20 protein-coding genes are annotated in these 25,493 nt (G+C 51.3%); 13 read left to right on the top strand and 7 right to left on the bottom strand.

The genetic code is table 11. From position 1 onward, the window contains the following. Positions 1–50: 50 nt before the first annotated feature. The gene (locus tag PBA01S_RS03410; protein ID WP_127575341.1) at positions 51–2,036 is read left to right on the top strand and encodes a methyl-accepting chemotaxis protein; all 1,986 of its coding nucleotides are present in this window, start codon (positions 51–53) and stop codon (positions 2,034–2,036) included. A 58-nt stretch (positions 2,037–2,094) separates the two neighbouring features. Here PBA01S_RS03410 and PBA01S_RS03405 read toward each other — a convergent pair whose 3' ends face one another. Beyond that, positions 2,095–2,391: a hypothetical protein gene (locus tag PBA01S_RS03405; protein WP_127575340.1), complete on the bottom strand. Its 297-nt coding sequence runs from the start codon at positions 2,389–2,391 to the stop codon at positions 2,095–2,097. A gap of 248 nt (positions 2,392–2,639) precedes the next feature. Between PBA01S_RS03405 and PBA01S_RS03400 the strand changes: the two genes are divergently transcribed. From PBA01S_RS03400 to PBA01S_RS03375, 6 genes are all read left to right on the top strand, one after another. Continuing rightward, positions 2,640–3,644: a LacI family DNA-binding transcriptional regulator gene (locus tag PBA01S_RS03400; protein ID WP_127575339.1), complete on the top strand. Its 1,005-nt coding sequence runs from the start codon at positions 2,640–2,642 to the stop codon at positions 3,642–3,644. Between the two features lie 158 nt (positions 3,645–3,802). Next, positions 3,803–5,146 (top strand): glycoside hydrolase family 30 protein, encoded by a 1,344-nt coding sequence (locus PBA01S_RS03395; RefSeq protein ID WP_127575338.1) that lies wholly within the window; start codon positions 3,803–3,805, stop codon positions 5,144–5,146. Between the two features lie 36 nt (positions 5,147–5,182). After that, positions 5,183–8,416 carry a cellobiose phosphorylase gene (locus PBA01S_RS03390; RefSeq protein ID WP_127575337.1) on the top strand — a complete coding sequence of 1,078 codons (3,234 nt, stop codon included), beginning with the start codon at positions 5,183–5,185 and terminating at the stop codon, positions 8,414–8,416. 133 nt (positions 8,417–8,549) lie between these two features. Beyond that, complete coding sequence (locus PBA01S_RS03385; RefSeq protein WP_127575336.1) at positions 8,550–9,701, top strand: winged helix-turn-helix domain-containing protein; 1,152 nt, start codon at positions 8,550–8,552, stop codon at positions 9,699–9,701. An 88-nt stretch (positions 9,702–9,789) separates the two neighbouring features. Next, entirely contained in the window at positions 9,790–11,109 is a 1,320-nt protein-coding gene (locus tag PBA01S_RS03380) for an MFS transporter (protein ID WP_127575335.1), read from the top strand. 269 nt (positions 11,110–11,378) lie between these two features. Next, positions 11,379–13,298, top strand: a complete 1,920-nt coding sequence (locus PBA01S_RS03375) for an ATP-binding protein (RefSeq protein WP_127575334.1) — start codon at positions 11,379–11,381, stop codon at positions 13,296–13,298. A 43-nt stretch (positions 13,299–13,341) separates the two neighbouring features. Here the strand turns inward: PBA01S_RS03375 and PBA01S_RS03370 are convergent, their stop codons facing one another. The 3 genes from PBA01S_RS03370 to ytaF form a co-directional block, all read right to left on the bottom strand. Next, the gene (locus tag PBA01S_RS03370; RefSeq protein WP_009226249.1) at positions 13,342–13,587 is read right to left on the bottom strand and encodes an NHLP leader peptide family RiPP precursor; all 246 of its coding nucleotides are present in this window, start codon (positions 13,585–13,587) and stop codon (positions 13,342–13,344) included. A gap of 97 nt (positions 13,588–13,684) precedes the next feature. Then, entirely contained in the window at positions 13,685–14,626 is a 942-nt protein-coding gene (locus tag PBA01S_RS03365) for a hypothetical protein (RefSeq protein WP_127575333.1), read from the bottom strand. A gap of 128 nt (positions 14,627–14,754) precedes the next feature. Next, entirely contained in the window at positions 14,755–15,372 is a 618-nt protein-coding gene (gene ytaF, locus PBA01S_RS03360) for a sporulation membrane protein YtaF (protein ID WP_009226251.1), read from the bottom strand. Positions 15,373–15,532: 160 nt separating this feature from the next. On the opposite strand from ytaF, the gene PBA01S_RS03355 reads away from it, so the two are divergent. Then, on the top strand, positions 15,533–15,760 hold the full coding sequence (locus PBA01S_RS03355; RefSeq protein ID WP_009226252.1) for a twin-arginine translocase TatA/TatE family subunit: 228 nt from the start codon (positions 15,533–15,535) through the stop codon (positions 15,758–15,760). A gap of 139 nt (positions 15,761–15,899) precedes the next feature. Here the strand turns inward: PBA01S_RS03355 and PBA01S_RS03350 are convergent, their stop codons facing one another. Further along, the gene (locus PBA01S_RS03350; protein ID WP_028539018.1) at positions 15,900–16,859 is read right to left on the bottom strand and encodes an MraY family glycosyltransferase; all 960 of its coding nucleotides are present in this window, start codon (positions 16,857–16,859) and stop codon (positions 15,900–15,902) included. 201 nt (positions 16,860–17,060) lie between these two features. Here PBA01S_RS03350 and PBA01S_RS03345 point away from each other — a divergent pair, with 201 nt between their 5' ends. Both PBA01S_RS03345 and PBA01S_RS03340 read left to right on the top strand, forming a co-directional pair. Beyond that, on the top strand, positions 17,061–17,441 hold the full coding sequence (locus PBA01S_RS03345) for a DivIVA domain-containing protein (protein ID WP_016313209.1): 381 nt from the start codon (positions 17,061–17,063) through the stop codon (positions 17,439–17,441). A 256-nt stretch (positions 17,442–17,697) separates the two neighbouring features. After that, a complete protein-coding gene (locus PBA01S_RS03340; protein ID WP_016313208.1) occupies positions 17,698–18,162 on the top strand; it encodes a Dps family protein in 465 nt (154 codons plus the stop codon). A gap of 68 nt (positions 18,163–18,230) precedes the next feature. Here PBA01S_RS03340 and PBA01S_RS03335 read toward each other — a convergent pair whose 3' ends face one another. After that, positions 18,231–19,928: a methyl-accepting chemotaxis protein gene (locus tag PBA01S_RS03335; protein WP_016313207.1), complete on the bottom strand. Its 1,698-nt coding sequence runs from the start codon at positions 19,926–19,928 to the stop codon at positions 18,231–18,233. A 155-nt stretch (positions 19,929–20,083) separates the two neighbouring features. On the opposite strand from PBA01S_RS03335, the gene thpR reads away from it, so the two are divergent. Next, positions 20,084–20,650, top strand: coding sequence for an RNA 2',3'-cyclic phosphodiesterase (gene thpR / locus PBA01S_RS03330; RefSeq protein ID WP_127575332.1), 567 nt, complete (start codon positions 20,084–20,086; stop codon positions 20,648–20,650). On the opposite strand, the gene PBA01S_RS03325 is transcribed toward thpR, so the two are convergent. Further along, the gene (locus PBA01S_RS03325; RefSeq protein WP_016313205.1) at positions 20,647–21,828 is read right to left on the bottom strand and encodes an MGDG synthase family glycosyltransferase; all 1,182 of its coding nucleotides are present in this window, start codon (positions 21,826–21,828) and stop codon (positions 20,647–20,649) included. The genes thpR and PBA01S_RS03325 overlap by 4 nt on opposite strands. Positions 21,829–22,147: 319 nt before the next feature. On the opposite strand from PBA01S_RS03325, the gene PBA01S_RS03320 reads away from it, so the two are divergent. Both PBA01S_RS03320 and PBA01S_RS03315 read left to right on the top strand, forming a co-directional pair. Continuing rightward, positions 22,148–22,735 (top strand): TetR/AcrR family transcriptional regulator, encoded by a 588-nt coding sequence (locus PBA01S_RS03320; protein WP_016313204.1) that lies wholly within the window; start codon positions 22,148–22,150, stop codon positions 22,733–22,735. A gap of 55 nt (positions 22,736–22,790) precedes the next feature. Further along, positions 22,791–24,980 carry a YhgE/Pip domain-containing protein gene (locus PBA01S_RS03315; RefSeq protein ID WP_016313203.1) on the top strand — a complete coding sequence of 730 codons (2,190 nt, stop codon included), beginning with the start codon at positions 22,791–22,793 and terminating at the stop codon, positions 24,978–24,980. The last annotated feature ends 513 nt before the right edge of the window (positions 24,981–25,493 follow it).

Below are 25,493 nucleotides of genomic sequence, written 5' to 3'. Positions count from 1 at the left end.
TCAAGGCGGATTCCAATGACTATTGAAGCGATTTTAGGGGGCAAATCATCGTGAGTCGACAGTTATCATTTTCCATTCGTCAAAAGCTCATCATCACGTTTGTGATCATCCTGCTAGTTCCGAGCCTGGTGATCTCAAGTACAACCTATTGGAAAGCAAGTGATTACATCGAAGAGGAGATTATGTACAGCGCGGCAGAAAGCGTGTCTACGGCAAATTCGTTGATCACAAATGAGATTGAGAGCGTAGGATCGGATCTGGATTATTTCGTGAACGAACTTGGGCTCGAAACGGCATCTGTTGAGGCGGACCTGGCGTCGGGTGGAACGGCGGTGAAGAATCGACTTAGTCAGTACTTGGGCTTGCATAAAGAAGTTATTAATATCTATGTTGGAACTAATCAAGGCGGGATGTTGCTTGGTAAAGATGAGGAATTGCCAGCTGATTATGACCCGAGAACGCGGGATTGGTATAAGCTGGCGATGGACAGCTCCAAGGCCGTGGTTACACCCGTCTATCTCTCCGCTGACGGGAATACCGTCGTATCCGTTGCGAAGAAGCTTCGGGATGGGAAAGGCGTTCTTTCACTCGACCTGAACTTAACCAGCATCTCCAATCTGGCAAGCATGAAAGTAGGAGAAGAAGGATACATCCTGATTCTGGACAATACCAAGAATGTGATTGTGAATCCGAAGGGCGGCCTCGGAGAAGCAGCGGATGATACCATTGCAGCTCCAATGTTCGCAGCGGATGAGGGAACCTTCGAATACGGCATGGACGGCCAAAAATATAAAATGAAGTTCCTGACCAATGAACTGACGGGATGGAAAATTGGCGGAACGATGAATAAAGACGAGGTGACCCAGCAAACGGCAGCCATTCGCAATACGTCCATCCTTGTTGTCGTCCTTTCGATAGTTGGAGGAGCCCTCCTGATCATCTTTAATATCCGTTCGGTTCTGCTTCCGATCCGTAAATTAAATCAGGCGACTGCGGTCCTTGGCCATGGCGACCTGACGGAAAAGTTGGATGGATTTAACCGGGATGAAATCGGAGAACTTGCCGCTAACTTCCAGAAGATGGTTGATAGTTTGCGTGAAATGGTTGAAGGAGTCCGGGAGATGACCGATAACGTTTCCGCTTCAGCGGAGCAACTCTCCGCTGGATCCGAGCAGACCACGAAGGCGATTGAACATGTGACAGTAGCGATCCAGGACGTTGCTGCCGGCAGCGAGCAGCAGATGCAAAGCGTAGAACGCGGCGCAACCAGCGTAAATACGATGGTTCAGCAGGTGGAATACGTATCCGGCAATATGCAGCTAATTAATCGGACAATGGCAGGAATGGCCAACTCAGCTCAAGAAGGAACCCAACTAGTGGAAGGCGCCGAACATAAGATCCGTGACGTTGAACAAACGGTTACGAAGCTGACAGACATCACCAACTCATTAAACCAACGTGCGGAGCAAATTGGCGGCATCGCGGCTGTGATGGCGGAGATTGCACAGAAGACGAACCTGCTGTCGCTGAACGCGGCAATCGAAGCGTCGCGAGCCGGGGAAGAAGGTCGCGGCTTTGCGGTAGTTGCGAGCGAAATTCGCAAGCTGGCCGAAGGCTCAAGCCATTCGGCAGACCAAATCCGCGAATTGATCACCCGCATTCAGGACGAGATGAATCATGCGGCGGCTGCGATGATCGACATTCAGCATAAAGTAACCGAAGGCCGGGAAGCCGTTGATTTGTCGGGACAATCGTTTATTGCGATCAGCCAATCGGTGATGAATGCGGCGGAAGCCGTCGAAGCTGCTGCTGCCACGATGCAGGAGGTTGCAGGGGAAAGTGAGGCCGCCCGAGATGCGATTGAGCAAATTCGCATGCTTTCGGAGCAGACTGCGGGCAACACCCAAACGATCTCTGCGGCGGCAGAAGAACAGCTGGCGTCTGTGGAGGAAATCTCTTCCTCCTCAGCGGATTTAAGCCGGATGGCTGAACAGCTGCAGGCTTTGGTAGGTAAGTTTAAAGTTTATAAAGATTAACGTGATTAGGTTGAAGAAGCCTTCCATAGGACATGGAAGGCTTCTTACGTTGTGTGGTTTATTCGGTTTCGTCGCCATCAAAGCCGTTAAGTAAATCGGTGCCGTGCATGGCATCTGGATCGGGAGCGACCGGGTCGACGGGACTGTCCTTCTGGATCGCATCCGCATCGGGTACATCAGGAAACGGATCATCTTCGCTGTTGACCGTACCTTTAGGTTCACTGATGCCTTGGACAATTCGCGTATCGTGCGGCAGCAAGTCATCGAAGGGAATGTCATTCTCCGGGCGATACTCCTTCAGCAGCTTGTAACGTTCATATTCGAAGTCCGCGGAGTTTTTGTTGATACCGTCCATGTCAGATCAGCGCCTTTCCTATTCAAAGTTGCGATTTCCCCCAAAAGTTTGCCCCAAAATAATTCAGCAAATCCGGCAAATTTAACTCAATCACAAGGTTCAGGACATTCCTGAGCCTTGTGATTTTTTTTTCTGACCAATAGGACTCATAACGCTTGATATGGTTGACTTCCAGCGCCCCTGCGGCTACAATGGCCTGTGAATCCGGTTTCGAGCAGGCTCGGATCCGGGCAGAGGAGATGAGAACGTTGATCACGATCTATGATATTGCACAAAAGACCGGCTTTTCGCCTACGACCGTATCTAAGGTGTTTAATGGATATTCCGATGTCAGTGAGAAGACGCGCCGCAAAATTTTAGATGCTGCGGACGAGCTTGGCTACTTGCCCAATGCTCACGCCCGTTCGCTGACCACCAAACGCTCTTGGACGATTGGCGTGCTGTTTATTGAGCCTTCCGGTGCGGGTATCCTGCATCCGTTTTTTGGCGGCGTGATCGAAGGCTTCAAGCGGGTGGCTACTTCTAAGGGATACGATCTGATGTTTCTTTCCAAGGATATCGGCGGCAAGAAAAGCAGTTATCTGGAACACTGTAAAATCCGCGGCATTGACGGCGTGGTTGTGGTGCTGCCGGATGCTACCGATCCGTATTATGAGGAGTTGCTCGAGTCGGATATTCCTTGCGTGCTGTTGGATCAGGAATCTTCCGTCAAGAGTACGGTGTACTCGGACAATATAGAAGGCGCCCGTCAGGCCGTGAAATATTTGCATTCCCTGGGTCACCGGAAGATCGCGCATATCGGCGGCGGTCCAACCTTCGCCGGTGAGCAGCGGTTAAACGGATTTCGGCAAGCGATGCAAGAGCTAGGGCTGACGATTCATCCGCAGCATATCGTACAAGGAAGCTACGACTATACCGTAGAGAGCGGCAGCAAAGCAATGGAGGAGCTATTGCAGGCGGACGAGCGGCCTACAGCTGTGTTTGCAGCCGGCGACAATTTGGCAGTCGGGGCTATGATGGCGATCAAGCGGCACGGTTTGCGTGTGCCTGAAGATATTTCGCTGCTAGGTTTTGACGATATAGAAATGGCGAAATATCTAACTCCTGCGTTAACGACGGTACGACAAAATACAGATGTACTTGGCAGCAGGGCGGCTGACATGTTAATCTATTCGATAGAAGGCGGGGAAGACGTGCAACAAGGCGTCATCCCGGTAGAGCTGGTTATTCGCGATTCTTGCCGATCGCTGTAAACCGCTCGGCCTCTATTTTTTTACAAGAGATCGAAACCGGTTTCGTTCCTTGTATTTCTTCGATTTATTGAAGATCGGCGCGCTTTTCCGGTACTGCTCTTGTTGATTTTGAAATCGATTACAGAAACACCAAATCAAAAACCAAGGAGAGGATTACGATGGCAAAATGGGTGAAAGTGCTCACTTCGCGTGATTCCGCCGACCGCTTGCAGCCGCAAGGGGAAGTGGCGGTTCAATCCAGCGCAGTAGCTGGCACGGAACAGAAGCTGAAGGTTCTGCCGGAGCAGACCTACCAAACGGTGATGGGATTTGGCGGTGCGTTCACCGAAGCGGCCGCTTATACGTTGTCTCGGATTAGCCCGCAGAAGCGGGAAGAAGTGATCCGCAAGTATTTCGATCCGCAGGAGGGGCTGGGATATACGCTGGGTCGCGTGCACATCCACAGCTGCGACTTCGCGCTGGAGAACTACACGTATATCGAGGATGGCGACGTGGAGCTGAAAACGTTCGATATTTCCCGCGATCACAAATGGGTGATCCCGTTCGTTCGTGATGCGGCGAAAGTTGCCGGGGAGAACATCACCATGCTGGCCTCTCCTTGGAGCCCTCCGGCTTGGATGAAAACGAACGGCGATATGAATCACGGCGGCCAGCTGAAGCCGGAATATCGCGAGGTGTGGGCGTTGTATTATACGAAGTTCATCAAAGCTTATCGCGAGGCTGGCATCCCGATCTGGGGCATCACGGTACAAAATGAACCGGCGGCGGTGCAAACCTGGGATTCCTGTATTTACAGTGGCGAGGAAGAACGTGATTTCGTACGCGATTACCTGGGTCCGGTGATGCACCGGGAAGGCCTGTCGGACGTCCATATTCTCATCTGGGACCACAATCGGGATATTATGGTTGAGCGTGCCTCTGCCGTACTGAGCGATCCCGAAGCGGCGAAATACGTATGGGGCACCGGCTTCCACTGGTACGTCAGCGAAGCGTTCGAGAACGTTGGCAAAGTACATGAGCTGTTCCCCGACAAGCATCTTCTGTTCACGGAAGGCTGCCAGGAAGGCGGCGTAAAGCTTGGCGAGTGGTTCACCGGCGAACGCTACGGCCGGAACATTATCGGTGACTTGAACCATTGGAATGAAGGGTTCTTGGATTGGAATTTGGTGCTGGATGAAACGGGCGGTCCGAACCATGTAGGCAACCTGTGTGATGCGCCCATCATCGCGGATACGACAACCGATACCCTTCACTACAACAGCTCGTACTACTACATCGGGCATTTCAGTAAATATATCAAACCGGGAGCTACCCGCATTGGCTTGGAAGCCCAAGCTCCGGACTTGCTGGCTACTGCGTTCCGTAATCCAGACGGCAGCATCGCGGTTGTCGTGCAGAACGAATGTGATGTAGCGCAGCCGTTTGCCCTGGAGTTCGGCGGTGAGGCTGCAAGCGAAACGTTGCCGGCGCATTCGATTGCGACATATATCATCCAAGGCTAGTTACATCCTTATTTAATGAACGGAGGGATAGTCCTTATGTCGAATTATTCTTTTGAGGGAAATGCGTTCGTGATCGAGCAGTTTGACCGGGCGAAACCGTTCTCCAGCTTCCTTCCCGGCCTTGCCGGCATGAAGGGGATTCCGATGTGGACGTTTTATGTGAACCGGGGGCAGTCGGTCTGCAGCTTTGGGATCCGGGACAAAAACAGCCCGATCATGGAATTCTCCCCGGCCAGCATTACGTATCAATCGGTTGCGATGAAAGGCTTCCGGACGTTTATCAAAACCGCAGGGAAAGCGGGGATCTATGAGCCGTTCCAAAGTGCCTTCCCTGATGCGTCAGCCGTTCGCCGTATGCACATTTTAACCAATGAGCTGACGATTGAGGAAACCCATGAAGCGCAGGGGCTGCGGGTGAAGGTAAGTTATTTTCAGGTTCCTAATGATGATTATGCGGCACTGGTCCGTCAGGTGGAGGTCACGAATATTTCCGGAACGCCGGTGCAGCTGGAAATGCTGGATGGGATGCCGGAGATTCTTCCGTATGGGGTAGAGAACGCCGGCTACAAGGAAATCGGGAATCTGCTGCGCAGCTGGATGGAGGTCGACAATATCGAGAATGGGATTCCGTTCTATCGGGTCCGTTCCAGCACCCATGATGAGGCCGAAGTGAGCGAGGTGCAAAGCGGACATTTCTACCTCACCTTTGGAGAAGACGGGAAGCTGCTGCAGACGATAGCCGACATTGCGGTTATTTTCGGCGATAATACGTCGCTGGCGTATCCCGACCGTTTTGCCGAGCAGCCGCTGGCCGCATTAACGGCGGCACCGCAGTATTGCACCAATAAGGTGCCTTGCGGATTTTCGGCATTCGCTGCCGAGCTTGCCCCCGGCGAAAGCCGCCGCATTTACACGTTGATCGGGCATATCGAAAGCGTGGAACGGTTAAAACGCAAAGCGGCCGAGATTGCCAGCCCGGCTTACATTGCCCGCAAGCATGCAGAGGCCAGCCAGTTAACCGAGGATTTGACTGCAGACATCGCCACGAAGACAGCTCTGCCGCTGTTTGATGCTTACTGCCGGCAGAGCTATCTGGACAATTTTCTGCGCGGCGGGTATCCGTTTATTCTCGAGAATGGCCGGGAAGGGTTCGTGGTTCACTTGTATTCCCGGAAGCACGGGGATCTGGAGCGGGACTACAACTTCTTCTCGATCGCGCCGGAATATTATTCGCAGGGCAACGGCAATTTCCGCGATGCCAACCAAAACCGGCGCAACGATGTCTATTTTAATCCTCGGGTTGGAACGTTTAATATCCGCACGTTCTTCAGCCTGATACAGGCAGATGGTTATAATCCGCTGGGCGTGGAAGGCACTACCTTCCGGGTTCCGGATGAACGGGCGGCAGAGCTATCCGCCTTCCTGGAGAAGGCGGCGGCCGATCATCGAGAGGAGCTGGCTGCTCTGTGCTTGGGATCGTTTACTCCGGGCAAGCTGATTTCGCTCGTGAATCATCGTGGCGTAAGGCTGTTTGTACAGGAGAATGAGCTGTTGACCGGCGTGCTGTCGCTCGCTGAACAGCAAATTGAAGCCTCTTTTGGAGAAGGCTACTGGACGGACCATTGGACTTACAATATGGACTTGATTGACAGTTATCTTGATATTTTTCCAGATCGTAAAGAACAGCTGCTGTTTGGAGAACGGGAGTATACGTACTTCGACAGTCCGGCCCGCGTCCTGCCGCGCAGTGAGAAATATGTCATCAGCGGTGGTAAAGTACGCCAATACGGCTCGCTGGTGCACGATGAAGAGAAGATGGCCCAATTCGGCCTGACACTCAAGAGCACCAACTGGCTAAAAACCGAACACGGCCGCGGTGAAATTTACCGAACGACCTTGTTCGTCAAGCTGTTGTCGCTGGGACTGGTCAAATTTGCCACCTTAGATCCGTTTGGCATGGGCGTGGAGATGGAAGCGAACAAGCCGGGATGGAACGATGCGATGAACGGCTTGCCTGGGCTGTTTGGCTCGGGGATGAGCGAAACCTTTGAGTTAAAGCGGCTGCTGAAGTTCGTTCAGGAAGTTTGTACTGAAGCTGTAGCCGCTGGCAACGACCTAGTCGTGCAAGTGCCCGAGGAAGTTGCTGCGCTGCTCAGCGAAGTGGAAAGGCTGCTGGAAGCGCGTTTGGCAGGGAGCCTGGAGGCGTTTGACTATTGGGATCAGGTGACGACGGCGCGTGAGAAATACCGGGATGCTATTCGTTTCGGGATCAGCGGGACGGAATCTCCGCTGGAGCTTCAGGCGATCGGCCGGCTGGCGGATCGCATGCTGGAGCAGATCGAGCGCGGCATCCGGGAGGCGATCCGACTGGGCGGCGGCGTGACACCTACGTATTTCGCCTACGAAGCGGCGGAATTTGAGCCGGTGACCGATGCCCAAGGAAACCCGGTGATCAGCGGATACGGTCTGCCGAAGGCGGTCGTGAAGAAATTTACAGTGCGCCCGCTGCCGCATTTCCTGGAAGGTCCTGCTCGATGGTTGAAGACGGTTGAGGACCCTAACGAAGCCAAGCGGACTTATGAGCAAATTCGCCGCAGCGACTTGTTCGACACCCAGCTTCAAATGTATAAAACCTCCGTCAGCCTGGATACGGAGACCCATGAGATCGGCCGCATTCGCGCCTTTACGCCGGGGTGGCTGGAACGGGAATCGGTGTTCCTGCATATGAGCTATAAGTACTTACTGGCGCTGCTTAAGAGCGGTTTGACCGAGGAGTTCTTCTCCGAGCTTCGCACCTCGTTAATTCCGTTCCTCGATCCGGCAGTGTATGGCCGCAGCACGCTGGAGAACTCCTCCTTTATCGCGACGAGCGTAAATCCGGATCCGGATACCCATGGCCGCGGGTATGTCGCCCGGCTTAGCGGATCCACCGCCGAGTTCCTCAGCATGTGGATGACGATGATGGCGGGGAAACGGATCTTCCGCCTGCATGAAGGCAAGCTCCGGCTTGCGCTGAATCCGCGCCTGCCCGGTTGGCTCTTTGATGCGCAAGGCGAGGTGTCGTTCCGCTTCCTGGGTACGACGGAGGTCATCTACCGGAACCCGCAGAAGAAGGACACTTATGGCCCGAATGCTGCAGTGATTCGCCGGTTGATGGTGCAGAAGCACGATGGATCGGAGCTTGCGGTAGACGGTGCTGTCATCGATGGCGAGTTGGCCGAGGAGATCCGCACCGGCACGGTGCGTCGGATTGTAGCAGAATTAGTCTAGCGAGAGATCATTGAGGTTCAAGGAAACTCCGGATGAGCGCGAGGTAACGATGCCTTGCGTTTGTCCGGCGTCTTTTTTATGCGTGTAGATGGTATAATTAGGTCATCATTTACGGGGAAGGCAGGAACCAGCGATGCATCTAGACATCAACAGCGATCGATTCGAGATTACCGCAGAGGGGCTTACGGTGGAGCTGTTACCGAAGGAGTTCGCGCTGTTTCAGTTCTTGTACCGTAACGTGGGCCGGACATTTACCCGAGAGCAACTGCTGGACAAGGTGTGGCCTCTGGAATACCCGGTCGAACGTACGGTGGACGACCATATCTACCGGCTTCGCAAAAAGCTAAAGCCTATCCATGGGCTGGAGATCAGGACCGTTCGGGGCTTAGGCTACAGCCTGGTGCTTCCGGTTCCTCATCCCGCAGAGGGAGTCATTCCAACCTTAGCGGACCCGGAGCTGCATGAGACGATGCGAGCGCTTTTCAGTAAATACCAGCTCTATGGCCAGGGGCGTTCGATGCTGACGCTGGCGCGCCAACAGGATGTGCTGGGTTATCAACTGGACCCGTTCTACTCGGTGTACATTCAGTTTGTTCAAGGCGATTTGGACTGGCTCTTAAATAAGAGCGAAGCCCCTTTGCGGGACCGCTTGTTCTACTTGCTGGTGTTCTTCTGCCTGACAAAGAGTCCGGAGCAGACCTTGCCGGTATGCGAGCGCGTGCTTGCCCTGAAGTTGCTGCCGCCCCCTTATCATAGGGAGATGGAGATTCTGACGATTTTGGACGTCTATACGCTGGCCGGTGAGCCGAACAAAGCGCTGGAACGCGTGAGCTTCAGCTATCGCGTCATCGCGGAGTTGAAATATGACAGCTTCATCCCGCAAATCACGATCGCTGAGATGCTGGCTCATGTGGTGGCAGGATCACCGGAGCCCCAAATTGCGAAGCTGGCGGATGCCGTAGAAAATGGGATGTTGAACGAGAAACCCTTCTTAAGAGAGATCGGCAGTTATAGGGTGGTAAAAGGGTTGTGGCTACAGCGGAAAGGGGAATTGACGGAGGCGGAAGAGCAGCTGGACGAAGGGCTGACGGTGCTGGAACGGTCTGGCTTCGTGCCGCTTCGATTACACTCCCTATACCGAATCGTGAATGTTTTCGCCATGTTCCCGCCCCCCGTAGCGTTGCAGCAAAAATACCTGGAATTATACAACCTGGAACTGGATCGGATAGGCGTCACCCGCTTGTCGGCTGGGCTCGATGCGGTCATTCGTGAAGAGTTAGCTTGATCTGGGAAGTCGCTCTGATATTCTTCTGACATTCCTCCGCTACATTGATCTTAGTTGATACGAAACTAGGTTGGTTGGAGGAATAATCATGACAGGTAATGTACAGGCCGGACCTGCGGGTCTGCTTCGCAACAAAACTTTTATGCGCGTTTATGCGGCATATACGGCGGCGACATTTGGCGATTGGTTTGACATGCTGGCGATTCAGGTGCTGGTGGGATACCGCTGGGAGGCTGGACCGCTTATGCTAGCGCTGATCCCCGTAGCCAACGCTCTACCTAGTGTCCTGCTTGGGTCCTTTGCCGGCGTGGTCGCCGACCGCATCCATCAGTTGAAGCTGATGCGACTTTGCGATCTGCTGACAGCAGCACTCACCCTGATGATTCTGCTCTCTCCGAACATGCTGTGGTTGCTTCCGGTGTTAACGTTGCGCGCAATTCTCTCTACCTTTATAATTCCCGCCCAGCAATCATTGACGCGCAGTATCGTTCGGGAAGATCAGCTATTTCAAGCGACCTCGCTGAACGGCTTCGTCAACCAGGGCTCTAAAATCGCCGGTCCGCTGCTTGGCGGCTTTGCACTAGCTCTGTTAACCCCCGAATGGTGCATTCTACTGAATGTTTGCTTTCGGATGTTTTCATTGCTGATCCTGCTCACGATCAAGAAGGCGGAAGTTGAAAACCAGAAGGCCGGACGAAATCCTGATCGATCTTCCTCCTCGGCTCTGGAAACGGTTGAAGATACGTCCCTCCGTAACATGTGGATCGAAGGCTTACGTTTTATCCTGAAAACCCGGCTTTTACTAGTAACTCTTCTGTTTGGTTTTGTCGCGACGGCAGCGATCCAAATGATCGATTTTCAATTCACCAGCCTATTTCGGGAAATTGCCCCTCTGAAGGAGGCTTATCTCAGTTGGATGGTTGCTGCGGCGGGAATGGGTGCTGTGTTGATCATAGCGGTGCTTAACCGTTGGAATAAGGGGGCGGCGGGTTACGCCTGGAAATTCAGTGCCGGATACGGGCTGATTGGAATGGCTGTCGGCGGTCTGGGCTTGCTTCCTACGGGGAGTTCGGCAGGTCCCATCGTGTTGCTGGGATTTGGATTAGGCGTCGGCAATGGGCTGGTGGTCGTCACGTTTAATTACTGCTTACAAAAAGAAACGCCAGCGGACATGATCGGCCGTGTCTTTGGTATCCAAACCTCCCTCTTGGGCTTAGTGATGCTCGTAGCTCCTTTACTCGGAGGACTTCTAGTCGAATGGATCGGACCAGGCCGATCTTTCATATACTTAGGTGGAGTCATCGCAGCGCTTGGCTTGTTGGTGCTCACGTTGGGGAAAGTACTGTGGCGTTCGGAAGAAGTGTCCGTTGTGCAAAGTGACGCGAACCGAGCAATAGAGGGAATATAGATCTGTTCGCCGGAAGGCGAACATTGTAACGCAGGAGACAGCTCCTGCGTTTTTTTTGATAGAAAATTAAAACTATTCATAGATAAAACTAGCTATCCACGGTAAAATAACTGTGGCACGTCTCTTCTAAAAAAAATTATCACTATTTCCATAAATTGAAGGTTATTGCGAGATTTTAATCGAATGGTATAAAGTAGCCCTGCTCAGATCCTTTCGAACTGAGGCGCGTCAACCGGGTTAACACTTTAGAATATCTCCAGAGGTGTCTAATGAAGTCTTTGATCAAAGGATTTGTCGTCTTGTTTGTCATATTCATTGCTGCATTTTACGGTATTATTTTTCGAAATTCGAGTGCAGTGGGCTCGGAGGTACAGCAAATTAGAAACTGGCAGGTCACTTGGACGGATCAGTTGGATCCCAATCCGAGCAAGGAATGGCTAGAGGCACTGGACGGCTGGACGAGTGTAAGCGCGGGAGAAGAGAGCCCGGTGAAGCCGGAGAAGGGTAGTGTTCAGTGGATCAAAATCATCCTTCCTCAAATCACCGAAAATTCCCAGGTCGTATTGATCGATAAAATATATGGTAAACACATTACGGTAAATTTGGACGGAGCGAAAGTATTCGAATCCCAGCGCAAGTTTAACTTTAGTATCAATAGTGTGCTGGTACCGGTATCTCCACAAAATTCGGGTCAGACGCTGTATATCGGCGTATCCTCAACGACAAATACCATCGGGATCTTTGATCCGATTCGGATCGGAAATAACCAGGAATTGATCAAGAGCTTTGTACGCGGCAACATCACCGACTTAATTTTGGGCAGCACGCTGATCTTCATCTCGGTAATTATGTTGTTCTGTTCGGTTTTCCTGAAATATGTGAACATGCCGATGTGGTTCTCGCTGTGCGCGGTTATTTTCTCCAGCGGCTTGCTTGTGCTGACGTATTCTCCGTTTGTTTTTTGGCTGTTTGACTATACGACGGCGGGCAGAATACTGGTGGTCATGTTTGACTTGGCTTTATTTATTCTGCTTCCTTCGTTTATCTTTTTCTTTGAAAAAATCTTTGGTCCTGGTTATTTTGCTTTAATTCGGCGCTCGCGCAAAGTGTTTGTGGCCTTCTCCGCGCTTTGCATCCTGTTGCTGTTAGCCAACGAGTTGTCCGGTAATCGTTACTATGATATCTATAAGCTCATTACGACTCAATTTGCCGGTTATCTCATTATCGCGCAGTTTCTGATCTTGGCGGGCATTTTAACCGTTTATGTGGCGAAAGGGAACAAAGAGGCTCTGATCTTTCTGGCCGGGGTCCTCTCGTTTACGCTGCTATCCGCAGGTGAATTGATTTGGTATTACTTTTACGACGGGTACTATAAGCTATTTTTGTGGAAATTAGGTATCGTGTGCTTCCTGACCTCGTTGATTATCATCCTGGGCCGAAGATTTGCAGAGAATCACAGGCAAGTCGTGGAATACTCCAAGCAGTTGGAGATGTTTAATAACGAGCTGCAGCGTTCGGAGAAGATGGAGATCATCAGTGAATTAGCCGCCTCGGTCGCCCACGAGGTCCGCAATCCGTTGCAGGTCACCCGAGGTTTTTTGCAATTGCTAGTTGAGAAGCAGCAGAATTCGGACAAGGTGTATTTAAGCATGGCGTTGGAAGAGCTGGATCGCGCTTCGGCGATTATTACGGATTTCCTCACGTTTGCCAAGCCGGAGGGCGGCAAGGTGACGACGCTGAACGTGCTGGAGGAATTTATTCATATCGAAGGGATCCTGATCCCTCTGGCAAACCTGCAGGGGGGCAAGATCACAGTTCATATTCCTAAAAATCTATATGTGCGCGGCAATTCTTCTAAATTTAAGCAAGCATTTATTAATATCATCAAGAATAGCATCGAAGCGCTTCGGGGCGAAGGGGACATCCAAATTTGGAGCTATGAAGAAAACGATGATGTGGTGATCCATATCAAGGACAACGGCGAGGGGATGGACGAAGAAGTACTGGCTCGCCTGGGTGAGCCATATTTCTCTAACAAAACGAAGGGCACAGGCCTAGGTTTGATGGTGACGTTCCGGATTATAGAAGTAATGAACGGTCAAATTCATTTTACGAGCAAAAAAGGAGCAGGGACCGAAGTCGTTATCCGCTTCCCTTCCGTTCAAGTGGAGGAGTATGCTTTGGGATAAGTCGTTCGGCCCCTGCTCGGGTGCTAGCGAAGATCGTAAGGGGTTATTCGCCCCAGATTCCTGCTGGTTTAATTTTGCTCATGACAACTTTCTCCGGTTGAGGCGGCAATACGACGTAAAATTCGTCGGTGCTTTCCTCGACCGCTTTAATTTTGATGTGATCCGGGAGAACTACACCTAGTGCCTCCTGGATCGCAGCTTTCGGGTCGGCAAGCAGCTTCGCTTTGAAGCTAGGATCTTGCCAAGCTTTTTCCACAACTTGCGTTTGAAGGAGCGCTCCTGATGTCATAAGATCACCCTTTCTCAGTAAAAATAGTTATATTTTCCTTATTACTATAACATGGAATTCGCCAGAACGCTAGGATAGGATCTTCTGATTGCTAGGTTTAGATCTTCTGATTCGCCAACCAATAGGCTAAACCGCCCTGGGCTAGCAAACTTCGCTCATCTTTTAAACTTTCAGCTCCTTGGCGGAGATTGGTTCTGAGATAATCGTGGAACTCGTGCAGGTGCGTTAGACCCGGGGCGTTTGCCTCTAATATCGCTGCGTTCTGATCCGTTCGTTCGGCAAAAATGAACAGGATATCCCGAACATGCAACGCGTGTTTGACTTCATCCGGTGTAGGTCTGCGATCGGAAGGAATCTGCAGTTCATGCTGTACAACGGAAATCAGAGAATTATAGCTTCCTTCTCGCAAATCCTTCTCCCAATCCTCCCAATCATCCAGCATCTGCAGCGTCACCAGCACGGCATCCACGGCAGATTCGAAAGGAGCAATCAGTTGGTCGTGTTCGGTTAGGAGCAGCATGCCCGCCACCGACAGCTTCACAGGGGAGGCTTTATGCGCAATACAAACCGGATTGTCTTGGAAGAAGTCATGTTGATTTTCTAGCAAGACGGCTTCTGCCCATTCGGCAGTATACTTCCGGTAATAACTCCAAAACGGGGATTCGGAAGTAAACAAGGCGGCGTAAATCCGAGAAAATTCAAGCTGAAGCAAATTCGCCAGCGGCAACCTCCACTTGTCCCCCGCCTCTGGATTGTCCATCACTTCATCGATTAAATGGTAATGCAGCATGACCAAGATCATGGCTGCGGTCAACTCGCGGCTAAGCTCTGGCTTGGCACCGGCAGCCTCCTGCATCCAGAATGGAAGTAAATAGCATATGTAGTTCTGGGAGCCAGACTTTTTTAACGCGTGAAATTTCCCCAAATAATTGAGAGCATGTCCTCGGAATTCTTCCGGCAGCTCGGATAGAACCTTCTCAGTTTGATCGAAAGCCGCCTCTAAATCTTTTTCATAGCTATGAAACCAATTCCAGTTCACAAATCGAACCTCCTTTATAGGAACCATCCTCTTCATTATATAGGAAAATTTGTAGACAAGGTAGTTTGCTAGAAACTCTTGCAAAGCCCCTTAGGATGCGAGGGGCTTTGCCTTATCTTTAGTAAAGGTTAGAAAAGTTGATGAATGCCGATGAGAATTAACAGCAGACCGGAAATGACGGTGGCCCGATTCCCAAATTTCTCTGCGGCGACCTTCTCGGCCAGACCGGCGCATGCGGCCAGCAACAGGTAGCTGAACAAACCAACGGACAGCGAAGTATACCAGATGTTCAGTTGGGTGATACCGGCATTAAAGCCGCCGGCCAGCGCATTCATGGCTAAAGCGATCCCGAGGACAATCGATTCGCCAAGACTGATGGATTTGGAGCTGTCTTTATCTGCTTCTTCAGGATTGCGCAGCAGGCGGGTCAGCGGATTGACATCATCCTCTTCCTGAATCGAAATGTTCTTCTTCTCCAGAAATGGCTGCAACAGCACCCATACACCAACCCCAACGATCACAATCGTTCCGAGCAACTGTCCGATCCAGGGATGGACCCACGAGGATAACCAGCTTCCGAAATAACCCGACACCAGAGTGGCCAAAAAGGAAATGGCGGCGATGGCCAGATTGGAATACCAAGGAATGCGGATTTTTCGTACTCCATAGGCGATACCGACTCCCGCATTATCCAAGTTGGACGCGAGTCCAATGGCGATGACGGCCAACAGACTGTAAGAACCCATGATGTTCGCTCCTTTGCAATACATGATGACACAGCATATGCCCAGAAGAGGGAAATGGTTTATGGCCTAGCATCATCTTGTTTGCTGAGACACCCGGAACGGTTGATAAAGGGTTTCCATTGTATTCAAGAAAGTAGTATAATGTCCACAAGGATACTCGATGGGAGTGATAAATGTGCTTGAAAACTTGTTGCGTCCGTCTCACTTGCTGCTTCTAGTTATCGCAGCATTGTTGTTATTTGGTCCCAGCAAGCTGCCGGAATTAGGGCGCAGCTTTGGCACGATGCTCAAGGAGTTTAAGAGAGGCGCACGTGGGGACATTCTCGAAGACGAGCAGCCGCAGAAAGCGGAAGTTCAACCCGCTGCAGATACGAATAAATCATCCTGATGCCATTAACAAAGACCCTGTTTGGGGTCTTTTTTTGTGGGGGATTCCGTACAATACAAAGCGCGTGCTACCGGGAAGAACCGGGCACGCGCTTTTGGGTTGGAACGACTAGAAGGCCGTTCGCTTTCATTTCGTTTCGTTAGACTTGCAACAGCAGCAGAATGATGGACGACAGTCCCAGACAGGTGCTGATCAGGTACAGGAACATAACCACCTGCTTCTGATTTAATCCGGCCCGAAGCAACCGATAATGGACTTGGCTGGCATCGGCGACGTAAGGTGATTTTCCTTGCAGCATCCGTTTGATCACGACAAACAGATTATCGAAAATCGGTACGCCAAGGGCCAGCACCGGAATAAACAGGGACAGGACGGTAGCCTGCTTGAATGCGCCGTCCAATGCGATTACCGCAAGCATAAACCCAAGGAACGTAGCTCCCGCATCGCCCATAAAGACTTTGGCTGGCGGTTTATTGTACCGCAGGTAGGCCAGCGTCACCCCGATCAAGGCAACCGAAAGCATCGCCGAGTTGGTCTGCCCTTTGGTTAATGCCACTACAAACAGCGTCACGGCCGAGATCGCGGATAATCCTCCGGCCAAACCGTCCAGTCCGTCCGAGAAATTGATGACGGTGGTGACGCCAAAGATCCAGAGAATCGTTAAGATAAACTGGAGCCATGCCGGCAGCAGGACATAGTCGCCGCTAAAGGGATTCACGAAGCCGCTGAAGGTGATGCCGGATGCATAAACGAGCACCGCAGCAGACACTTGAACGATCAGTTTAGGCAGTGCCGGAAAGTCTTTGCCTTTCGTTTTGTACCAGTCGTCGACGGTCCCAATGGCCAGCAATAGCACTCCGCCTGCAAACAATGCTCCCGTCTCCCAGGAGAAGTTGCGCGTGAACAGCAGGTATGCAACAAAGAATCCGGCAAATATCGCATAGCTGGCTGTAAGCGGAATTGGCTGACGATGGATCTTGCGTTCGACGTCCGCTCGGGGTTTGTCCACGAAATCCAGACGGAAGGCCAACTTGCCGAGCGGGGGAATCAGAAAATACACGATCAGAAACGATAACAGAAAAGTACATAAGTATAAAATCGCTACTCACCACCAGATGTTAGACTCAGGCTATTGACTATTATAAAAAGAAAACGGGACAATGTCGAATACTTGTATCACCCGCATCCTAACGTGGAGATGAACGAAAGGGCAATAATGTGGTACATTAGAGTAGATACGACTGCTTTTGCAGATTAACTGCGCTGGATAACCTTTTAGGCAGGTACGGAGGGATTTGGAATGCAAGACGATTACGCGCGCAAGCTGGAAGACCAGAAAAGCTTGTTTCGACAATTAGGAATCAAGCTGGATGCGCTCTCCATTCACGAAAAAGATTTTGACGCCAAAATGCGGGGCTACGATAAGGAGGAAGTTGACCGCTTCCTCGATGACATTATCGTTGATTATGAACGCTTCTACGATATTATTACCGATCTGCTGGACAAATATAAAGAAATCCAGCGTCGGCAAGCGTATTGGGAAGAGGAGAAGAAGGCTTTGGCCCGCAGACCTTCCTTCGACATGGAAAATGCGGTGGACCGCAGACTGGTGGAGGACGGCATTCGCCAAGTGGAACGAAGCCTGGAGCAATTTAAGCTGCATTTGCGCGGCGAGCGGTAAATGGAGTTGAACCGAACCGGAGAATACTACCGGTTCGTTTTTTTTTGCATAGGTAAGGGAAAAGAGGTACAAAATAAACCTGATGTTGTTTGGTATTTCATGCAATATTCATGAAAATGATGGTTGCATATCTAAAAGTGGAGTGGTATGATATAAACAAGATTTAGATTTAGTCTAAATTTAATTTAGTTCAAGTTTTAGGTAACTGTCACAATGGTACGTTAAATATTTCATATGTTGAATGGAGGAATTCACAATGGCAAACCAAACCTTAACCCAAGCAAATCAAGAACTTCAGAAACAACTGAACCTGCAAATCGCAAACTGGACGGTCCTGTATACGAAGCTGCACAATTTCCACTGGTTTGTAAAAGGTCCGAACTTCTTTACACTTCATGAGAAATTCGAAGCCCTTTATGACGAAGCAGCTGGTTATATTGATGATATTGCTGAACGATTGTTGGCCATTGGCGGCACCCCGATTGCAACTTTGCGTGAAGCCCTAGCGACGGCCAGCATCACCGAAGCCAGCGGCAAGGAAAGTGCTGAAGAAATGGTAGCAGCCGTCGTGGCGGACTTTGCAAAATTGGACAGCGAGCTGAAGGAAGGCATGGAAGCGGCAGAAAGAGCAGAAGATGAAGCAACAAGTGATCTGTTGCTCGGTATCGTCTCCTCGCTGGAGAAACATCGTTGGATGCTGAACGCTTACCTCGGCAAATAAGTTCTTGCCGAATACATGAAAGACCTTGCCCAGCAAGATGGCTTGCTGGGCAAGGTCTTTTTTAGCAATTACATGACTTTAAAACGTTCGATCATGGAATGAAGCCGCTCCGCTAGGCTGGACAGGAAGCTGGCGGAAGCATCAACCTCTTCCATCGCAGCCAACTGTTGTTGGGAGAATGAAGACATCTCCTGTGCGCTGACTGCAGTCTGGCCGGCGAACTTCACGATATCGTCAATCGACTTCACCAGTCGTTGTGAGTTGTTTGACAGGAGCCGAACCGCTTCGCTGATATCCGCAATCGATGCAGCGGTAATTTCTGTTGAAGCTGCGATGTCACTAAAGGAAGCTCCAGCGCTGCTCACGAGCTCGACGCCTCGCTTCGTTTCACGGACGGTCTCATCCATTGCACTGCTGGTGAGCTCAACCTGCCCAACGATGTGGGTGATCAGCTCACTGATTTGCTGCGCCGAGGCAGCGGAACGTTCCGCCAGCTTGCGGACCGAGGAGGCAACGACGGCAAATCCGCTGCCGTATTCTCCCGCGCGGGCTGCTTCGATTGAAGCATTTAACGCGAGAAGGTTAGTTTCAGCGGCGATGTCGGTCATAATGTCCAGGATGCTCTGCACTTCTTTGGAGCGGCTGCCCAGCTCCTCAACAATCGCAGAGAGATGAATGATTTTGGCTTCCATGGTGGACATCTGTGCTACGCTGGACTGGATGGCTTGCTCCCCTTGGTTGGATGCATCGGAGACCTGCTGCGCCGATGCTAAGACGCCTTCGGCATGGCGAGCAATCTGACCAATCCGTTCGGACATGTCATGCAGCATGGTTGCCCCGGTTTCCAGGTTCGTGAGCTGCCGCTCCGACCCGTCGGCAAGGGATTGGGTGATTTCTGCCGCATGTTCACCCGCTTTTCCAATTTGCTGTGCACTCGCGGAGAGCTGCTCAGAGGACGAGGCCACATGCATCGAAGTTCCGTTCACCTCGGTGATCAACTCCCGCAGGCTACTAACCATTTTCGCAAAATTTTGAGTTAATTTGCCGATCTCGTCCTTACCTTGACGCACGTTAGTCTGCACAGTCAAATCGCCCTCGGCAACCCGTTCTACCTGCCGGGACAACGTTTCCAGCGGCCGAATCATCCGGTGGATAAAGAAGTACACAAATACAACTGCGGCGAGCAGGACGACGATGCCGATGATGAATGGCAGGAGCAGAATGTCACGAGTTCTCTCGCCGATGATCGAGGCGTCGAAGTTAATGACCATAAGACCGATGATCTCTTCGTTAGGGTCATGATTTTTGAAGATCGGGCCGTAACCGGTGAGCAGCTTTACGCCATCATAAGAATAGACCTTGGTGTATACAGGATGCTTCATCTCAAGAATCATATTCCGGTCCTGCTCATTGAAATAAAAAGCGTCTCCTGCTTGGTACCCACGGCTTTTGAGATTCTGGTCGGCCGCAAGAATGGTGCCGTCCAGGGACATCAAGAACACTTCCTTAAATAACGATTTATGCTCTACCGTCCAGTTTAATTGTTCCTCCAGCTCCGCAAGGCCGCTGCGGTCACCGGAGGCAAGACGGGAAACCGCTTCCGGATCCACCAGGCCGGTGGTAATATTAGCACAGCCGACCGTTTCAATACCGACGGATGTCTCGACCTCACGATACGACGTCTGATAAGCAAATATCCCGATGAGTGAACCAACTAAAAGCAGTAGTCCGATCAGGACAGAGGTGATTTTTTGAGCAAAACTCATGTTCCATCTCCTATCTCCCAAGCTTGAAGAGTGTATATGCTAGCAGCACTAAGACACATTATATAGAGAATAAATGTGCTGGATGTAACTAATCGCACGTTGGCGTGTCGAATTAAGTAAAAAATTGAGAAAAAAATCACAAAAGGTGATGAATCATGTCAATTAACGAAGATAAATGGAGATTATTTATCGCTGTCCCTCTTCCGCCAGAGATCAAGCAGAAGCTGGAGACGTGGTGCAGCGAGCAAAAAACGAGGTTGGATTTCAAAAAGTGGGTACACACGGAAGACTACCATATTACCGTGCAATTTCTGGGTGATCTAGCTCCGGGGCGTTTGGATGAGCTGCTGGCGGCTTTGACGCGGGCAGCAAAAGGGAGCGGGCCGTTGGAAATGGAAGCGGCGGGGATTGGCACCTTCGGACGTCCGGCAAGTCCCAGTGTGTTATGGGCTGGCGTCCGAGATGAGGTAGCCGGGCTGGAGAGTCTGCATAGCCGGGTGACGTCAGAGAACCAGGCACTTGGCTTTGTGCCGGAGGAAAGACGTTTCAGTCCGCATATTACGTTGGCCCGGAAATTTCGGGAAGGGGCCAGATTAGATCCTGCAGTGTTGCAGACCCAACCGGACTTCGGCCGCTGGACGGCCGATCGTCTGGTCATTTATCGTACGCATATGCATAAGCGTCCGATGTATGAGGTGGTTGGATCTGCGCTGCTGACTTAGTTGGCCTGCTGCTCAGCAGGGCTGGCCGTCTGCAGGCGTATGCGGACCGGAGCGGCAGCCTGATACAGCAGATGAAGCACGGCTTCGGCGCAGCGTTCGGGCTGATAACCGGGGTGCTGCAAGGCAGGCTCCGGCCAAGGTTGAAGATTCGAAGCGTGCTGATGGCGAATGTTATCAAACCACTCGTCCAACACGTCCGGTGAGGTCAGCTCCGCCCCATAGCCGTGTTGCACGAAGTATTCGCGATTCTTCTCCTCTTGACCTGGAATCGACTCAAAGAACAACATCGGGATGCCTTTGGCCATTCCCTCGGTGCAAGTCATTCCGCCGGGTTTGGTAATCAGAAGGTCAGAGGCATCCATCCATTTGCCGATTTGCCGCGTGAACCCGATCACCTTCATGTTTGGATGATGAAATGTTGGATGTGCACGCAGTCGAGCAGCAAGCTTCTCGTTGCTGCCGGTGCAGCAGACAACTTGAATGTCCTCTCGCCAAGCCGCTAGTTTGTCCAGTAGCTCCTCACGAAGCAACAATCCCCAACCCCCGCCCATGACGAGGGCGGTAGGCATATTTTTTAACCCTAATTCTTCCCGGGCGGACGCCTTCTCTTGCTTGCTCCAGAAATCCGGGTGCACAGGAATGCCCGTCACCTGTACCTTGGTGGGAGCGACTCCGCGTTGGACAAGCAAAGCTTTGACCTCAGGTGCGGAGACGAGGTACCGATCCACGCCGGGACTCATCCAGGAACCGTGGGCATCGTAATCTGTGATGAGCGTGCACAGCGGCACATTCACATCTGAATTAAGCTTCAGGTAGGACACGATAGCGCTGGGAATCGGATGCGTGCAGACGATCAGGTCGGGCTGAAGCTGCGCGATTACTTCGGCTGCATGAGTATAGAACATTTTATGCAAAGCCAGGCGAGCAAACTTGCCAACCGGCTTCTCGTATTTGTGCTTATAAAACAGGCCTACCAGTGCAGGACTCGTATTCACCGTCATCCGATATGCGGATAGGATAAGCGGTGCGACTGTCGGATTCAGAAACGAGCCCAGCTCCATCACTTTCGTCTGGATTTGCGGGTTCTTCCGCTTTAATCCGGCTGCCAGCGCGTGTCCGGCCTGGGTATGTCCACTTCCAAAACCTTCCGATAGGATCAACACTCTTCTTTTTCGCATGAGGATATCACCTGCTTCTTCTATATAGATCGTTCCGATTCATGGCTTCCTAATACTAAGTTTATGTTGATTATATTCCGGATTAAAGAGGCTCGAGACGGGTCGATCCACTGGACCTAGGTCGGGGAGAATCAGAGCCAACGGGATATGGAACAAGCTGGTGAAAGTGAATGAAACATTCTGAAAAAAACATCTTGCATTTCTATAGCAAGTGGAGTAAAGTATGAATTGACCAAATGACCAAAAATGAATTTCAGTCATTTTTTTGGCCAGGAAATGTTTTTCCATTATTCATTCCAAGCGCAGGGAGGTGACATGGATGGCTGTAGTAGATCGCCGTAAGCTCGTTATCGAAGCAGCTGAAAAGTCCTTTGCTTTATTTGGCTACAAAGCGACGACAATGGACCAAGTGGCGAAAATAGCAAATGTGGCGAAAGGAACAATCTACACCTTCTTCACGAACAAAGAAGAACTGTTCGATGAAATTCTGCGTTCCGTCATTACGGAGATGAAGCGGGTGATCGAGCCGGAGATTGATGAGGAGAAGCCCTTCTTTGAGAATTTGCACCGGGCGATGGATGCACTGCTGGGATTTCGCCGTGAGCATGAGCTGCTCATTAAGTTGTCCCAAGAGGTTCGTGACTTCGGCACCCCGAAAGCCAAGGAGGGATTGGAGCAAATCGAAAACGCGATTCTGGAATATCTGGAGCGTCATCTGTCCCGGGCAGCTGAGCGGGAGGAGATTCGCTCGTATGATCCCAAGCTGCTCGCTTTCGTCGTGTTTAAGCTCTATATCGCGTTAACCTCGGACTGGAACAAGAATAATCCGCCTTTGAGCAAAGAGCAAATCAAGGAGTTTATCCACGATTTTCTAGCTGGAGGCTTGCTTCTGCCAAGGGAAGTTTAAAGGAATTACATTTAACTATTAGAGAAAGAAGCCACCAAGGGGAGAGAAAGCAAAAATGAAATCATTAAGTGTATTTTTCAAGGATATGGGGGCCACCTTTAAGAATCCTAAAGTGTTGATCCCGATTCTTGTAGTGCTGTTCATTCCCGTACTGTATAGCGGCATGTTCCTGACGGCCTTCTGGGATCCGTACGGGAAGATGAACGAGCTGCCGGTAGCGGTGGTGAACGAGGATGTAGGCGCACAATACGAGGGGAAGGACCTTAAGGTCGGCGAGGACCTCGTTACTGAACTAAAGAAGAGTGACGATTTCCAATGGAAGTTCGTCACCCGTGAGCAAGCGGAAACTGGAATGAAGAATAATGAGTATTACATGACGATCATCATTCCGGACAATTTCTCTTCACAAGCGACCACATTGATGGATGAAAATCCTTCGCCGGCTCAATTGATCTTCGAGCCAAACGAAGGTTACAACTTCCTGGCCGCGCAAATCGGCGGTACGGCTGTGAAAGAGATCAAATCCAAGGTGTCCGCCAAAGTGACGGAAGCCTATACGGAGACCTTGTTTGACCAAGTGGAGAAAATTTCGGGCGGTCTCAGCGAGGCCGGCAACGGGGCCAGCACCCTCAACGAGGGAGCGGTGAAGCTCGATGATGGAACCAAGAAGCTGAAAGAAAATTTGGCGAAACTCGTTGACGGCACGATGAAACTCGAGGACGGCGTTGCTCCGCTGGAGAAAGGTACACAGTCCTTATACCAAGGCATTAATGATGTGAAAGACGGAGCGGGCAGCCTGGCCAGCGGCTTGACGCAGTTGGAAGCTGCCAGCCAACAGCTGGAAGCCGGCGCTAAACAAGCGCATCAAGGCGGTACCCAGCTACAGACAGGGCTTCAATCGTCGCTGGAAGGCGCGAAGAAGCTGGAAGCTGGCTTGACTGCATCTGAACAAGGCAGCGCCCAGTTGCAAACTGGCCTGGAAGCGTCGGTCCAAGGCAGCGAGAAGGTGGCTGCAGGAGCGAACAGCGTGGCGCAAGGTTTAGAACAGCTGGCCCAAGCGAATCCGGAACTCGCGAAGAACGCAGCGGTTCAGCAGTTGATCGCAGCCAGCAAGCAGGTTGCCCAAGGCAGTGAGCAGCTGCACCAAGGGAATCAACAATTGCTGAAAGGCAGCCAGGACCTGCACAACGCTCAACAGCAGTTGCTGCAAGGCGGGAAGCAATTAACGGCAGGCCAAGAACAGTTGCTGCAAGGCATGACTGAGCTGAACGCCGGACAAGAGAAACTGGCGAGCGGCTTGCAGCAATTTAACGGCAAGCTGTCGGAAGCAACGGCTGGCGGTAAGAAGCTGGCAAGCGGTGCCGGGCAGCTGAGCGCAGGCGCCAAACAACTGCTTGGCGGCGTTGAGCAATTATCTGGCGGCGTAGGTACGTTGGCCGACGGTTCGAAGCAACTGGATGCAGGTGCGGGTGAACTGAAGGACGGCATGACCCAACTGACGGAGGGCTCGGGCGAGCTGGCTTCAAAGCTGACCGATGCCGCAGAACAAACCTCTGGCGTGAAGAAAACCGATGCGCTTGTGAACATGTATGCTCAGCCGATCGAGATCAATGAGCAGAAGGTGAATGAAGTACCTAACTACGGCACGGGCTTTGCTCCATACTTCTTGTCGCTGGGCCTGTTCGTCGGTGCGCTGATCTCGACGCTGGTGGTGCCGGTCAGAGGCAGTTCGGTGGCGGAAGCCAGTGGCTGGAGCCGCTTCGTAAGCCGTACGTTGACTTTTGCCGGCATGAGTCTGCTTCAGTCCTTGCTGGCATCTGCACTGGTTCTTTACGGATTAGGGCTTGAGGTTAAGAGTGTTCCGCTCTTCTATCTCTTCGCCTTTGTTACTAGCTTGTGCTACATGTTGATCATTCAAGCACTTGTCACCTGGATGGAGAACCCGGGACGGTTCTTGGCGATCCTGATGCTGATTTTCCAACTGACGACCAGCGCAGGAACGTTCCCGCTCGAACTGATTCCGAACTGGATGAAAGCCTTCAACCCGATCCTGCCAATGACGTACAGCGTCAAAGGCTTCAAGGCGGTCATCTCCACCGGCGATATGGCGATGGCTTGGGAAAACATTGGTTGGCTGGCCGTGTTTGGCGTTGTATTCCTGGTGTTTACACTGGTGTACTTCCTGCGCCACGAACGCAGTACAGAGCGCAGTCCTGAAGCCAACCTGAGCGTACAGTCGCACTAATCGAATCATAAATATAGAAGATCCGCTCTCTGGATTTCTGGAGGGCGGGTCTTTTTCTGTAGGGGAGATATTCCGGCACCGAGCCTTTTGCAGGATGATCCCGTAATCATCAGTCGAGTTGGGTCGGGACACATTTTATGCGAGGACATAAACTCTATAGTAACTAAGGTAACTAAGTTCTCGATCGGGTTATGGACGCTATGAGCAACGGATGGCAGGCTCGACTATTTTCTCTGATCAAAAGGGATAATGGTGCAAATAGACAGGCAAAGACAACCATACATCTCCATATGGTGACGCTTTCGTGGCAAAACCGCCCTGCAACGGCCTAAAAGTTCTAATCAATAGTGCAAAATAAAGAGAATATAATGCAAAAACAGATGTGACATTTTCCGTTAGAATAAAAAGAAAGATTGAACCGGGCTTATCCGGCGTAGTCGCAGGACATAGGGACTGATCTATTTCTATTCGCTAACGATGTTTGAACTACCTCTAAATAGAAAGGTTGCGTCA

The organism is Paenibacillus barengoltzii NBRC 101215 (assembly GCF_004000745.1).
GTDB classification, from domain to species: domain Bacteria; phylum Bacillota; class Bacilli; order Paenibacillales; family Paenibacillaceae; genus Fontibacillus; species Fontibacillus barengoltzii.
Note: the sequence above shows the minus strand (reverse complement) of the source record. Positions and strands in the feature narration are given on the sequence as shown.